The 13,700-nt window shown below is 50.9% G+C and carries 11 protein-coding genes; 10 read left to right on the top strand and 1 reads right to left on the bottom strand.

The window, feature by feature from the left end; all coding sequences use genetic code 11:
- The first annotated feature begins 377 nt into the window (after positions 1-377).
- The 4 genes from gyrA to VV869_RS00650 all read left to right on the top strand — a co-directional run bounded on the left by gyrA (position 378) and on the right by VV869_RS00650 (position 6,723).
- On the top strand, positions 378-3,014 hold the full coding sequence (gene gyrA, locus VV869_RS00665; RefSeq protein WP_337733100.1) for a DNA topoisomerase (ATP-hydrolyzing) subunit A: 2,637 nt from the start codon (positions 378-380) through the stop codon (positions 3,012-3,014).
- A 322-nt stretch (positions 3,015-3,336) separates the two neighbouring features.
- Positions 3,337-3,777 carry a DUF2846 domain-containing protein gene (locus VV869_RS00660; protein WP_337733099.1) on the top strand — a complete coding sequence of 147 codons (441 nt, stop codon included), beginning with the start codon at positions 3,337-3,339 and terminating at the stop codon, positions 3,775-3,777.
- 239 nt (positions 3,778-4,016) lie between these two features.
- On the top strand, positions 4,017-5,099 hold the full coding sequence (gene serC, locus VV869_RS00655; RefSeq protein WP_337733098.1) for a 3-phosphoserine/phosphohydroxythreonine transaminase: 1,083 nt from the start codon (positions 4,017-4,019) through the stop codon (positions 5,097-5,099).
- Positions 5,100-5,373: 274 nt separating this feature from the next.
- Complete coding sequence (locus VV869_RS00650; RefSeq protein ID WP_337733097.1) at positions 5,374-6,723, top strand: DUF5666 domain-containing protein; 1,350 nt, start codon at positions 5,374-5,376, stop codon at positions 6,721-6,723.
- Between the two features lie 256 nt (positions 6,724-6,979).
- Here the strand turns inward: VV869_RS00650 and VV869_RS00645 are convergent, their stop codons facing one another.
- On the bottom strand, positions 6,980-7,405 hold the full coding sequence (locus VV869_RS00645; RefSeq protein WP_337733096.1) for a nucleotide triphosphate diphosphatase NUDT15: 426 nt from the start codon (positions 7,403-7,405) through the stop codon (positions 6,980-6,982).
- A gap of 165 nt (positions 7,406-7,570) precedes the next feature.
- Here VV869_RS00645 and aroA point away from each other — a divergent pair, with 165 nt between their 5' ends.
- The 6 genes from aroA (at position 7,571) to lapB (ending at position 13,510) form a co-directional block, all read left to right on the top strand.
- Complete coding sequence (gene aroA / locus VV869_RS00640; protein WP_337733095.1) at positions 7,571-8,851, top strand: 3-phosphoshikimate 1-carboxyvinyltransferase; 1,281 nt, start codon at positions 7,571-7,573, stop codon at positions 8,849-8,851.
- Positions 8,852-9,100: 249 nt separating this feature from the next.
- Positions 9,101-9,784, top strand: a complete 684-nt coding sequence (gene cmk / locus VV869_RS00635; protein WP_337733094.1) for a (d)CMP kinase — start codon at positions 9,101-9,103, stop codon at positions 9,782-9,784.
- A gap of 99 nt (positions 9,785-9,883) precedes the next feature.
- Positions 9,884-11,554, top strand: a complete 1,671-nt coding sequence (gene rpsA / locus VV869_RS00630; protein WP_337733093.1) for a 30S ribosomal protein S1 — start codon at positions 9,884-9,886, stop codon at positions 11,552-11,554.
- Positions 11,555-11,626: 72 nt separating this feature from the next.
- On the top strand, positions 11,627-11,920 hold the full coding sequence (gene ihfB, locus VV869_RS00625) for an integration host factor subunit beta (protein ID WP_261602261.1): 294 nt from the start codon (positions 11,627-11,629) through the stop codon (positions 11,918-11,920).
- Between the two features lie 129 nt (positions 11,921-12,049).
- Positions 12,050-12,334 carry a LapA family protein gene (locus VV869_RS00620; protein ID WP_337733092.1) on the top strand — a complete coding sequence of 95 codons (285 nt, stop codon included), beginning with the start codon at positions 12,050-12,052 and terminating at the stop codon, positions 12,332-12,334.
- A gap of 6 nt (positions 12,335-12,340) precedes the next feature.
- Positions 12,341-13,510, top strand: coding sequence for a lipopolysaccharide assembly protein LapB (gene lapB / locus VV869_RS00615; RefSeq protein WP_337733091.1), 1,170 nt, complete (start codon positions 12,341-12,343; stop codon positions 13,508-13,510).
- Positions 13,511-13,700 lie beyond the last annotated feature (190 nt).

The following is a 13,700-nucleotide window of genomic DNA, read 5'->3' as shown; positions in this document are numbered from 1 at the left end:
TTACGCTTCAGGTTATTGGGAAATTTGACCCCGATCAGAGTCTGAAGTGATGAAAATGCGCCGGAAGCGTTACAAGGTTGAAATCACGATGGGATCGGCTTTTTACAATTACTCATACTTTATTTGTTGATTGAAAAAGAAGATTTGTTGGTTAAAAAATAGGCGGTCAGTCGGCGGAAAGGAAGTGATGGAAAAATAACCATTTGGCCGGGCGGCCAGACGTTAAGCCCGATATCTGGTGTCTGGATTTTGATAAATCCGCTAAATTACTCACAACATAAATTGTGAAAGGTGTGCCTATCGAGGCCTGTTTGTGCTATATTCTCGCACCTTGCACGTAGAAATACGACAGAAATTACCTGAGGGATATTGGCTCCATGAGCGATCTTGCAAAAGAGATCACGCCAGTAAACATTGAAGAGGAGCTGAAAGGCTCATATCTCGACTATGCGATGTCCGTTATCGTAGGTCGTGCTCTTCCGGATGTGCGTGATGGCCTTAAGCCGGTACACCGTCGCGTGTTGTTCGCGATGAATGTGCTTGGCAATGACTGGAATAAAGCATACAAAAAATCAGCCCGTGTGGTTGGTGACGTCATCGGTAAATATCACCCCCACGGTGATAGTGCGGTATACGATACGATCGTGCGTATGGCGCAACCTTTCTCCCTTCGCTACATGCTGGTAGACGGCCAGGGTAACTTCGGTTCGATCGACGGCGACTCCGCTGCGGCAATGCGTTATACCGAAGTCCGGATGTCGAAGATTGCGCACGAATTGCTGGCGGATCTGGACAAAGAAACCGTTGATTATGTGCCGAACTACGACGGCACCGAGCAGATCCCGGCGGTCCTGCCGACCAAAGTTCCGAACCTGCTGGTTAACGGTTCCTCCGGTATTGCCGTAGGTATGGCGACCAATATTCCGCCGCATAACCTGGGCGAAGTCATTGACGGCTGTCTGGCGTACATCGAAAACGAAGATATCACCATTGATCAGCTGATGGATTATATCCCGGGACCTGACTTCCCGACCGCAGCCCTGATCAATGGCCGTAAAGGCATTATCGACGCTTACAAAACTGGTCGCGGCAAGGTCTACATGCGCTCGAAAGCGGAGATCGAATCGGATAAGAACGGCAAGGAAACCATTGTCGTCACCGAGATCCCGTACCAGGTGAACAAAGCACGCCTGATCGAGAAAATTGCCGAGCTGGTCAAAGAGAAAAAAGTCGAAGGCATCACGGCCCTGCGTGATGAGTCGGACAAAGACGGGATGCGCATCGTGATCGAATGCCGCCGCGATGCGGTGGGTGAGGTTGTGCTGAACAACCTGTATGCGCAAACCCAGCTGCAAACCACGTTCGGGATCAACATGGTTGCCCTCGACAACGGCCAGCCGAAGCTGTTCAACCTGAAAGAAATGTTGAAGTGCTTCGTCAACCACCGTCGTGAAGTGGTGACCCGCCGGACGATTTACGAACTGCGCAAAGCCCGTGATCGTGCCCATATCCTCGAAGGTCTGGCACTGGCACTGGCGAACATCGATGAAATCATCGAGCTGATCCGAAATGCTCCGACACCGGCTGAAGCGAAAGCAGGCCTGGTCGCACGCGGTTGGGAGTTGGGGAACGTGGCAGCAATGCTGGAACGTGCCGGGACCGATGCGGCCCGTCCGGACTGGCTGGAGCCGCAATACGGGATCCGTGACGGTCAGTACTACCTGACTGAGCAACAGGCCCAGGCCATTCTGGATCTGCGTCTGCACAAGCTGACCGGTCTGGAGCACGAGAAGATCCTCGACGAATACAAAGCGCTGCTGGAAGAGATCGCAGAGCTGATGCACATCCTGGGAAGCTCCGAACGCCTGATGGAAGTGATCCGCGAAGAACTGGAGCTGGTGAAAGAGCAGTTCAACGATCCGCGTCGCACTGAAATTACCGCGGCCAGCCACGATATCGACCTGGAAGATTTGATCACCCAGGAAGACGTCGTTGTGACGCTGTCGCACGAAGGATACGTGAAATACCAGGTGCTGAGCGACTATGAAGCGCAGCGTCGTGGCGGTAAAGGTAAAGCCGCAACCCGAATGAAGGAAGAAGACTTTATCGAGCGTCTGCTGGTGGCAAACACCCACGATACGATTCTGTGCTTCTCCAGCCGGGGTCGGATGTACTGGCTGAAAGTCTACCAGTTGCCGCTGGCCAGCCGGACAGCGCGCGGGAAGCCGATCGTGAATATTCTGCCGCTGGAAGAAGGTGAGCGTATTACCGCGATTCTGCCGGTGAAAGAGTACGAAGAAGATAAGTTTATCTTCATGGCGACTGCTGACGGGACCGTGAAGAAGACGCCGCTGACTGATTTCAGCCGTCCGCGCAGTGCCGGTATTATTGCCGTGAACCTGCGTGAAGGCGACTCGCTGATCGGGGTGGATATCACCAACGGTAGCGACGATATCATGCTGTTCTCACAAGCCGGTAAAGTCGTTCGCTTCTCTGAAGAGCAAGTGCGTGGTATGGGCCGGACGGCTGCGGGTGTCCGCGGCATTAAACTGGCCGAAAGCGATCAAGTGGTCTCGCTGATTGTGCCGCATAACGAAGGCGACGTACTGACCGTGACTGAAAATGGTTTCGGTAAGCGTACAGAGCTGGCTGAGTATCCGGCCAAGAGCCGTGCGACGCAGGGTGTTGTGTCGATCAAAGTCACTGAGCGTAACGGCTCTGTGGTCGGCGCGGTTCAGGTCGTAGAAGGTGACGAGTTCATGATGATCACCAATGCCGGAACCTTAGTGCGTACCCGGGTGGCGGAAGTGAGCAAAGTGGGCCGGAATACGCAGGGTGTGACCCTGATCCGAACTGCGGATGATGAGCAGGTTGTCGGCCTGCAGCGTATCGACGAGCCGGATGAAGAGCTGGTAGAAGCTGCGGTGGATGAAGCCGAGCAAGCTGAACAGAACGTCTTGCCTGCTGCGCCGACAGCGGATGCGGATGACACTGAGTCTTCCGATGATGCTTAATCGCTGAAATGGTTGTCAGAAAAGCGCAGTCTCCGGACTGCGCTTTTTTTTATCTGAACCATTTGTGATTCGAACCGGTTGTCATCCAAGTCAGGGAAAACGCGGGGCTAATATGATCCGGCGGCATGGTGGGGATTCCTCTTAAGGATATGATATTCATCATGAAAAAATGGCATGAGCTCACTCGAAAAATCAACGCATTATTGTCCTCTATATCAGTTCAATTGCTTATGATACGCAGGCTTTTCTGAAGAAGCCTGCCGTTGAAGTGCAGTAATGCCTGCCCGGCGGTTGTCTGTTTTGATGTCATGAAGGATTGCTTATGTATAAAAGACTACTTGCTGCGGCCGGACTTGCCCTGGTAATGACCGGATGTGCCAGCGTTGAGATGGCGGATTCGGCACAAGATGCCCAGCTCAAAACTTTTCAGACCAACCCCGATGTCGCTGGTGTCTATATTTATCGCAATGAAGGCCTGGGTGCCGCAGTCACCATGGATGTTGCCGTGAATGGTCAGCCGCTGGGGCAGACGGCGGCGCACACTTATTTGTATGCGGAGCTGCCGGAAGGGAAACATACAATTCAATCAGAAGCGGAGAACACTTCTGAGCTGGAACTGGATGTGAAAAAGGGCCGCCTGTACTATATCTGGCAAGAAGTGAAGATGGGGATCATGTATGCCCGGAACAAGCTCCAGTTGGTTGATGAAAACACCGGCCAGCAGGGTGTTAAAGAATCCAAGCTGGCCGTGAGCACTCAGTAACACGGTGAAGTCCGGGTAAAATGGGCTCCGGCGCAGAGAGATCGTTTTACCCGGGATCGGTATATTTCTGCTCCGCCAAGCATTTTTTCTAAAAATACCTGTGTTCAAGGGTTTTCAGCCGACGGATAAAGGTGTAAAAACAGAACTTGTTGATCGCTGTCACAGTTGGCCTGAAGCCGTATTCTGTTGGTAAAGATCAAACCCTTCCCCCAATGCTGAGCAGGAGCGAATTTTATCTCATGGAAAAGGTTTACAATTTTTGTGCTGGTCCGGCAATGATCCCGGCAGAAGTCCTCAAGAAAGCCCAAGCCGAGCTGGTTGACTGGAACGGCCTGGGTACATCGGTGATGGAAATCAGCCACCGCAGTAAAGAGTTCGTTGCAGTTGCCAAGCAGTCCGAGCAAGACCTGCGTGACCTACTGTCCATTCCGGATAATTACCATGTCCTGTTCTGTCACGGTGGGGCGCGTGCCCAGTTTGCGGCTGTTCCGCTGAACTTGCTGGGTGAGGCGGATCGTGCTGACTACGTCGATGGTGGCTACTGGGCTCACAGCGCGGCGGAAGAGGCGGAAAAGTACTGTTCACCGAATATCATTGATATTACTTGTGAAAAAAACGGCAAACGTGCGGTGTTGCCGGCAGCGCAATGGCCGTTGTCTGATGACGCTGCGTTTGTGCATTTCTGTCCGAATGAAACCATTGACGGGATCGAAATTCGTGATCTGCCCGTGACCGACAAACCGATTGTAGCGGACTTGTCCTCAACCATTCTGTCCCGTGAGATTGATGTCTCTCAATATGGGGTCATCTACGCCGGTGCGCAGAAGAATATTGGTCCTGCCGGCCTGACGATTGTGATTGTCCGCGATGATCTGCTGGGTCAAGCCAAGTCAGCCCTGCCAAGCGTGCTGGATTACACGGTGCAAGTCGATAAAGAGTCGATGTTTAACACCCCGCCGACATTTGCCTGGTACCTGGCGGGTGAAGTGTTCAAATGGCTGAAATCCATTGGTGGCGTGGCGGAAATGCAGCGGCGCAATGAAGCCAAAGCCAAGGTGCTCTACGACTATATCGATCAGTCCGACTTTTACCGCAATGAGGTGCATTCAGATAACCGTTCGCTGATGAATGTCCCGTTCCAGCTGAAAAACCCTGAGCTTGATGCCCTGTTTCTGGAGCAGGCAGAAGCGGCAGGCTTGAAAGCCCTCAAAGGTCACCGTGCAGTGGGCGGGATGCGTGCCTCGATTTACAACGCGATGCCTCTGGAAGGAGTCCAAGCGCTGGTGGACTTCATGCAGAAGTTTGAGCAAGAGAACGCCTAGGCATTCATTCTCAGAGATAAACTTTAAGCCTCTCAATAGAGAGGCTTTTTTGTCATTAATTTGACATCACGTTGAACTCCTTCCCTGCTTATTGATTTTAAATCAAAAACCACATCCCTCCGAGGGAGCAAAAAGACGCCAAGGCACTGCTGGTGATTGCTGTCTCACTTCTAGTTCTTAAGGCGTTTCTATCGTTTACTACGCTCTAACCAGCCCAATTCAACTCTTGGGTTGGTGCAAGTAGCACCATCTAGTCCATCCAACAACGATTGTTATGTTTGGGGAAATTATCGCGAATGCTGATGTTATTGGTTATGAATACTGGTCTGACGGCATAGGTATTATCATGAGAAAATTAATAAGTGTCGCAATATACGCCTGTTTGATGGCTGGCTGCGGAGGGGATAGCCCATCGGATCCTGATGGCTCAGGTAACGGTACCATGATTAAAATCAATGGTCCGGTCGATACTGTTTCTTATTCAGCCCTCCAGTTGGGGGTAAACGGCCATGAGCTGGATGCCTCGGAAGCGACAGTTACCTATGATGACCAGAGTTTTAGTTTTGATACCGTGGTGGAGGGGGCTCGAGTCGAGATAAGCTCCTTGAGCGGCCTAGCTCAGGCAATTGGTTTGCAGCCTGCGGTAGCCGGGCAGATAACTTCTGTGTCTGTCGATAAGGTGACCGTGAACGGGGTGACATTTAATTTCGCCACTCGAGGGTTGTCAGTGGGTGACTGGGTGATGGTTTTTGCCCAAACCCAGCCTGACGCAAGTTGGGCTGTTAGTGCCATAACGGCTGTGGAGCCACTACTCAATGCCGAAATTGAAGGGGCGGTTTCTGCATTGGGAGATAATGGCAATAGCACCTTTATGCTGGGCAGTGTGCTGGTTGATTTCAGTAATGCCTCTATCGAAGATGGCCGTACTTTGGCTAACGGAATGTGGTTGGAGGTGTTCGGCCAGTTTACTAATGGAGTCTTTGTCGCCTCGTTCATCGATATCAGGGACAACCAAGATTTTAGTGGTCTGGAATTGGAAGGCATCGTGACTTGGGTCAGTGACGATAAGAGCGTCTTTGAAGTGGCCGGGCACCTACTAGTCAACGTCAATAGCAGCACGTTGTTCGATGATGGCACAATTAACAATCTTATCATCGGTGCTATTGTAGAGCTGGATCTGGTGCAGTCCGGTGATTTGCTGGTAGCAACCAAGGTTGATTTTGAGAACCAGCTTGATGCGCCCGATAATTTAGAGTTTAAGGTCGAAGGCGAAACTAGTTTTATGAATGGCGAGCTGTCAGTCAATGGTATTTCTTTTACGACTGGTAGCCTTATCCGACTTGAAGATGGCTTGACCTTAACCTCGGGAGCCCTTAATGGACAGTGGCTGGAGTTATCCGGGAAGCATATCAATAGCCAATTTGTGCTTAAACGCATCAGGACTGAAGACAAAGACAGTGAGATTAGCCTTGAAGGTCTGGTCGAGAATAATACGATTTGGGGCTATACCGCTTCGGATAATAGCCTTGCTCAATTTAACGGTCAGTGGGTAGATATTGAATGCCAACGTACAGACAGTGCGAATAGCAGTGATCTGACGCTATGCAGGTTAGATGTGGACTAGAACGACCGTCATGACTTTAATCGGACGGGCAGCAACAGTTTAGCGGCCGTTAATGTTTTTCTCAGCCGCTAAAATTCACACTTATTTGTAAAACTCAATCATTTCGATAAGCGCGCTTTCCCTGCTGGCGCAGATAACCTGATCTTGTTGCCAGACGGTAAACTCGACGACCAGCCAGAAGCCAATATTCTATTGCTGACTAACCTTCTGAAGCGCTTCTTTGTGACTGACAGCTGCGGCCTTGTTTTTGCCAGGCCTACTCAAGGCAGAACCGCTTTTCCAGGTAGCAGCGAATAGCCTGCTCGCTGGCATCAAACTGTGGCAGAGGAAGGTGAACAGGACTAACCCACTGCCAACCCTCGCACTTATCCGGCTCGCGTAGCTCCAGCTGACCGTTAAATTCGGTGGCCAACACCGTAACACTGATATAGTGCTTGCCGGACTCATGGTAGGTTTGCAGGTTGTTGGTGACGGCAATGACTTCCGGGTTTTTAATCAGTAGCCCTGTTTCCTCTTCCACCTCGCGCGCAGCGCACTGGGTAAAGGTCTCTCCTACTTCCATGTGGCCTCCGGGGATCGAATAGTAGGGCGCGTGACTATTTTTTCTTTTGCCAATCAATACGTTTCCCTGGTCGTTAACAAGGATCACTCCGACCCCGACTTTGGGTGTTTCTGTTGCCACATTTTGCTCCTTGTTATGAAGAATCTTTCTGGATGTCTGCGAATTCACGGCTGACTCACCTTACCATTTTTTGTGATGTCGATTGGGTTTAATCAGTACTAGCCGACGAGGGCATTATTCGCTAATCTGCGAGAACGCCGAAAAAACAGGATAGAAGAGAGACAGATGGACAGTTTAACGTTACAGCCGATACAACAGATGAATGGGGAAGTGAATCTACCGGGGTCGAAGAGTGTTTCAAATCGCGCCCTGTTATTGGCAGCGTTAGCACAAGGGACCACACGACTGACCAACCTGCTGGATAGTGACGACATTCGCCATATGCTCAATGCGTTGACGCAATTGGGGGTGAGCTATCAGCTTTCAGAAGATAAAACCGTGTGTGAAGTCCACGGATTAGGTCATGCGTTTGCACCGACGCAAGCCCTAGAGCTGTTTTTGGGCAATGCCGGGACTGCGATGCGTCCGCTGGCTGCCGCCCTGTGTCTGGGGAGCGGCGAGTTTATCCTGACTGGTGAGCCGCGGATGAAAGAACGGCCAATCGGCCATCTGGTGGATGCGCTACGGGCAGCCGGAGCCGATATCACTTACCTGGAAAACGACAATTATCCACCGCTGAAAATTATCGGTACCGGCCTGAAAGGCGGGGACGTGGAAATTGACGGCTCGATCTCCAGCCAGTTCCTGACCGCTTTTTTAATGGCGGCGCCGTTGGCGGAAGGGGATACGGTGATCCGCATTAAGGGGGAGCTGGTCTCCAAGCCTTATATTGATATTACCCTGCACATCATGGCCCAATTCGGGGTGATTGTTGAAAACCTCAATTATGAAGTCTTTGTGGTGAAGGGTGGCCAGACTTACCAGGCCCCGGGTGATTTTTTGGTTGAGGGGGATGCTTCGTCCGCCTCTTACTTCCTGGCTGCCGCCGCGATTAAAGGTGGTGAAATCAAAGTAACCGGTATCGGCAAGAAAAGCATCCAGGGGGATGTGCAGTTTGCTGATGCGCTGGCAGCGATGGGCGCCGAGATCGAGTGGGGCGATGATTACGTGATTGCCCGCCGCGGCGAGCTTAAAGCGGTTGATATGGATTTTAACCATATTCCGGATGCTGCCATGACCATTGCGACCACGGCGCTGTTTGCCGAAGGGACGACTGTCATTCGAAATGTCTACAACTGGCGGGTGAAAGAAACGGACCGCCTGGCGGCTATGGCGACCGAACTGCGTAAAGTCGGTGCTGAGGTTGAAGAAGGGGAAGATTACATCAAAATCACCCCGCCGGCGCAGCTGAAACATGCGGCCATTGACACCTATGATGATCACCGCATGGCAATGTGTTTCTCGCTGGTGGCACTAAGTGATACCCCGGTGACGATCAACGATCCGAAATGTACTTCCAAAACCTTCCCGGACTATTTCGACAAACTGGCGCTATTGAGTCGCTAAGTTCGCCGAACGGTCCCGCTTGGTCGGAGATAAACAAGCCCGCACACTGCGGGCTTTTTTATTTCCGGCCAAGCGGAGAGGGGGTGCTGCCGATTCTGCCTTTTCAACCCCCTGATTTGATAGAATTGAAGTGGTTTTTCTCGTATAATACGCCCCCGTTTAAGAGTGAGAATACCAAACATACTGTTGGCATCCCCGACAAAGTGTTTGGTATTGAAGCTTAATTTGGAACCAATTCGGAGAAAACCTATGTCTACACATGCTCCAGTGATCACTGTTGATGGGCCAAGCGGTGCCGGTAAGGGCACGCTCTGTATGCTGTTGGCAGAAAAACTGGGCTGGAAGCTGCTGGACTCCGGTGCGATTTATCGTGTCCTGGCCCTGGCAGCCATTCATCATGGTGTTGATCTTGAATCAGAAGACGCTCTGGTTCCGTTGGCCGCGCACCTGGATGTGGAATTTAAAGCCGAAGGTGAGTTGGTGAAAGTGATCCTCGAAGGCGAGGATGTCTCGGGAGAGCTGCGTAAAGAAGAAACGGGGAATGCGGCGTCGAAGGTGGCTGCGCTACCCCGGGTTCGTGAAGCACTGCTGCGTCGCCAGCGGGCGTTTAGCGAAGCGCCTGGCCTGGTGGCTGACGGACGGGACATGGGGACTGTGGTCTTCCCGAGTGCCGAAGTGAAGATTTTTCTCGATGCCAGCGCGCACGAGCGTGCAATTCGCCGCATGAACCAGTTGCAACAGAAAGGCTTAGATGTTAACTTTGATAGTCTTTTGAACGAAATTCAGGAACGTGACGATCGCGACCGTAATCGAGCGGTAGCCCCGTTGCGTCCCGCGGCCGATGCTTTGGTGCTAGACTCTACTGAGATGTCAATAGAGCAAGTTACTGCCGAAGTGTTGGCATATATTGAAACGAAATTATCAGTTGAGTAATCAACATGATGGCGTCGGTACCAAGGATGAATACTGACTATACCCCCAACCCCATGTGGTAGGATACCCATGGTTGTTTATCACATTGAAGATTAAATAATGATTGAATCTTTTGCTCAGCTCTTTGAAGAGTCACTGAAAGAAGTAGAAACGCGCCAAGGTGCCATTGTTAAAGGTACTGTTGTAGCGATCGAAAACGGTTATGTACTGGTTGACGCGGGCCTGAAGTCTGAGTCTTCTATCCCTGTTGAAGAATTCAAAAACGCCGCTGGCGAAATTGAAATCGAAATCGGTGCAGAAGTTGACGTAGCTCTGGACGCTGTTGAAGACGGCTTCGGTGAAACTAAGCTGTCTCGTGAAAAAGCGAAGCGCCACGAAGCTTGGATCCAACTGGAAAAAGCTTACGAAGATGCTGAAACTGTTGTTGGTATCATCAACGGTAAAGTTAAAGGTGGTTTCACGGTTGAGCTGAACGGCATCCGTGCATTCCTGCCTGGTTCACTGGTTGACGTTCGTCCAGTACGTGACACTGCTCACCTGGAAAACAAAGAGCTTGAGTTCAAAGTAATCAAGCTGGACCAGAAGCGTAACAACGTTGTTGTTTCTCGCCGTGCTGTTATCGAGTCTGAGAACAGTGTTGAGCGTGATGAGCTGCTGGCTTCTCTGCAAGAAGGCATGGAAGTTAAAGGTATCGTTAAGAACCTGACCGACTACGGTGCATTCGTAGATCTGGGCGGTGTTGACGGCCTGCTGCACATCACTGACATGGCTTGGAAACGCGTTAAGCACCCATCAGAAATCGTGAACGTTGGCGACGAGATCAACGTGAAGGTTCTGAAGTTCGACCGTGAGCGTACTCGCGTATCTCTGGGTCTGAAGCAACTGGGTGAAGATCCATGGGTTGCTATCGCTAAGCGTTACCCAGAAGGCACTAAGCTGTCTGGCCGCGTAACGAACCTGACTGACTACGGCTGCTTCGTTGAAATCGAAGAAGGCGTTGAAGGTCTGGTACACGTGTCTGAAATGGACTGGACCAACAAGAACATTCACCCATCTAAAGTTGTTAATGTGGGTGACGAAGTTGAAGTTATGGTTCTGGACATCGACGAAGAGCGTCGTCGCATCAGCCTGGGTCTGAAGCAGTGTAAAGCGAACCCATGGCAGTCATTTGCAGAAATGCAAGCCAAAGGCGACCGCGTAACTGGTAAGATCAAGTCTATCACTGACTTCGGTATCTTCATCGGTCTTGAAGGCGGCATCGACGGTCTGGTTCACCTGTCTGACATTTCTTGGAATGTTGCTGGTGAAGAAGCTGTTCGTGACTTCAAGAAAGGCGACGAGATCTCTGCAGTTGTTCTGGCTGTTGACGCAGAGCGTGAGCGTATCTCTCTGGGCGTTAAGCAAATCGAAGAAGATCCGTTCAACGGCTTCGTTGCTATGAACAAGAAAGGCGCTCTGGTAACTGGTACTGTTACTGCTGTTGACGCGAAAGGCGCAACTGTTGAGCTGATCGAAGGTGTTGAAGGCTACCTGCGCGCTTCTGAAGCATCTGTTGACCGTGTTGAAGACGCAACTCTGGTTCTGTCTGTTGGCGATTCTGTTGAAGCTAAATTCACAGGCGTTGACCGTAAGAACCGCGTAATCAATCTGTCTGTTCGTGCGAAAGACGTTGCTGAAGAGCAAGAAGCAATGGCTGCCCTGAACAAGCAAGATGACGCTGCGTTCGGTAACGCAATGGCTGATGCTTTCAAAGCGGCTAAAGGCGAATAATTGAGCATAGGGGGAACACTTTTCCCCCTAAGCGGTTATACTATTGAGAAACATACTAAAAACGGAGTGTTTATGACAAAGTCTGAATTAATTGAAAGGCTGTGCAGTCAACAAACACATCTTTCTGCGAAACAAGTAGAAGATGCGATCAAGGAAATCCTTGAGCATATGGCGACCACACTTGCTGAGGGCGACCGTATTGAAATCCGTGGCTTTGGTAGCTTCTCCTTGCATTACCGTGCTCCACGCGTTGGGCGTAATCCGAAGACCGGAGATAAAGTTGAGTTGGACGGCAAGTACGTGCCTCACTTTAAACCGGGCAAGGAATTACGTGATCGCGTGAACGCTGCTTTCGCAGCGAATTAAACGCAATTAGAACAAAAAAACGGCATGCTGAAAGTATGCCGTTTTTTTATGTCTATTGATCATGGTCTGATGTGTGAAAATCTTGCATAATCAACCCATCAACTATCGATCAAGTAAGAAGGATTTACGATGAAGATAATAAGCATTCTTGTTTTGGTGGTCTGCTTCCTTATTACGCTGGCGTTGGGTGCGCAAAACCAACAGTTAGTGAATTTTGATTATCTGATTGCTCAGGGTGAGTTCCAGTTGTCGACGCTGCTCGGCATTGCATTTGGCGGTGGCTTTGCCATTGGTTGGCTGATCTGCGGTATGCTGTATCTGAAAGCCCGTTTCTCCAGAAATCGTCTGAGTAAGAAAGTCGCGAAACAGCAACAAGAGCTAGCGCAGCTGCGTGCTGAGCCTGTGAAGGAATAAACATTAATGCTAGAGCTGTTGTTCCTGTTATTGCCAATTGCCGCCGCTTACGGCTGGTACATGGGTAACAGGAGCGCTAGTAATAAACAACAGGAGCAGTCTCACCACATGTCACGCCAGTATGTGACTGGTTTGAACCTGCTGTTATCTGATCAGTCAGATAAAGCGGTGGATGTGTTCATTGAACTGCTCCAAGTTGACAGTGAAACGATCGATACTCACCTTGCTTTGGGGAACCTGTTCCGCAGCCGGGGTGAGGTAGATCGCGCTATTCGGATCCACCAGAATTTGATTGCGCGTCCGAATTTGACGATCGATCAACGCAATCTGGCCCTGCAGCAGTTGGCTAAGGATTACATGGCTGCCGGATTCTTTGATCGCGCCGAGAAAATTTTTGAACAGTTGCTCGATGAGCCGGAGCATCGCAAAGGGGCATTGCAGCAACTATTGACCATCTATCAGCAAACCCGCGAGTGGGATAAAGCGATAGAGATGGCCGGCCAGTTGGTCAAGATGGGCAAAACCAAGCTTAAGCACGACATAGCCCATTACTGGTGCGAGACGGCGATGCTGGAGCTGAGTGCCCTGAACATGGATAAGGCCAAGCAGTATTTGAAAAAGGCGCTGTCAGCAGACAAAGCGTGTGTACGGGCCTCCATGATGATGGCCAAGATCCTGATCAGTGAAGAAGACTATAAAGCCGCCCTGAAGCAACTGGAGCGGGTCGCTGAGCAGGATACCGATTACGTCAGCGAAACCCTGCCATTGCTGCTGCAATGCTACGAGGCGACCGGGAACGAGTCGGGATGGTATAAGTACCTCCAGCACTGTGTGGAACTCAATGCCGGTGCCACAGCAGAGCTGATGCTGGCGGACGAAATTGCCAAGCAGGAAGGGCCGGTTCCCGCCCAAACCTTTATGACCCGCCAGCTGACCAAAAACCCGACCATGAAAGGCTTTTATCAGTTGATGGATTATCATCTTGCAGAAGCCGAAGAGGGCCGGGCCAAAGAAAGCCTGAGTACCCTGCGTGCCTTGGTCGGCGAACAGCTGAAAGCCAAACCCCATTTCCGTTGTCGTAAGTGTGGCTTTGCTACCCATTCGCTGTACTGGCAATGTCCGTCCTGTAAAGGCTGGGGCGGTGTGAAGCCGATCCGTGGCCTGGATGGCGAATAATCCTGTGAAAGAAGCCCGCAATATCTGATGCGGGCTTTTTATTGTCTGCGGTTTGAAGGGCCGATGCTGATGTGGTGAATTTCCTGAGAGCTTTGGCGGCGGACAAACGATTGGCAAACTCAGAAAAGTCATCCTTTTAGCGCTTAACAACAAAATTTGAAGAAATACTCGCAAAAAAACATTTTTACGG

Origin of the sequence: Photobacterium sp. MCCC 1A19761 (genome assembly GCF_037389125.1) — a bacterium.
GTDB lineage: Bacteria > Pseudomonadota > Gammaproteobacteria > Enterobacterales > Vibrionaceae > Photobacterium.
This window is presented reverse-complemented; position numbering and strand designations above follow the sequence as displayed.

Excerpts from the sequence above, each read along its gene's own strand:
- rpsA (WP_337733093.1), top strand. The coding sequence starts at position 9,884 with ATGATTGAATCTTTTGCTCAGCTCTTTGAAGAGTCACTGAAAGAAGTA.
- lapB (WP_337733091.1), top strand. The coding sequence starts at position 12,341 with ATGCTAGAGCTGTTGTTCCTGTTATTGCCAATTGCCGCCGCTTACGGC.
- ihfB (WP_261602261.1), top strand. The coding sequence starts at position 11,627 with ATGACAAAGTCTGAATTAATTGAAAGGCTGTGCAGTCAACAAACACAT.
- serC (WP_337733098.1), top strand. The coding sequence starts at position 4,017 with ATGGAAAAGGTTTACAATTTTTGTGCTGGTCCGGCAATGATCCCGGCA.
- aroA (WP_337733095.1), top strand. The coding sequence starts at position 7,571 with ATGGACAGTTTAACGTTACAGCCGATACAACAGATGAATGGGGAAGTG.
- VV869_RS00620 (WP_337733092.1), top strand. The coding sequence starts at position 12,050 with ATGAAGATAATAAGCATTCTTGTTTTGGTGGTCTGCTTCCTTATTACG.
- cmk (WP_337733094.1), top strand. The coding sequence starts at position 9,101 with ATGTCTACACATGCTCCAGTGATCACTGTTGATGGGCCAAGCGGTGCC.
- VV869_RS00660 (WP_337733099.1), top strand. The coding sequence starts at position 3,337 with ATGTATAAAAGACTACTTGCTGCGGCCGGACTTGCCCTGGTAATGACC.
- VV869_RS00650 (WP_337733097.1), top strand. The coding sequence starts at position 5,374 with ATGTTTGGGGAAATTATCGCGAATGCTGATGTTATTGGTTATGAATAC.
- gyrA (WP_337733100.1), top strand. The coding sequence starts at position 378 with ATGAGCGATCTTGCAAAAGAGATCACGCCAGTAAACATTGAAGAGGAG.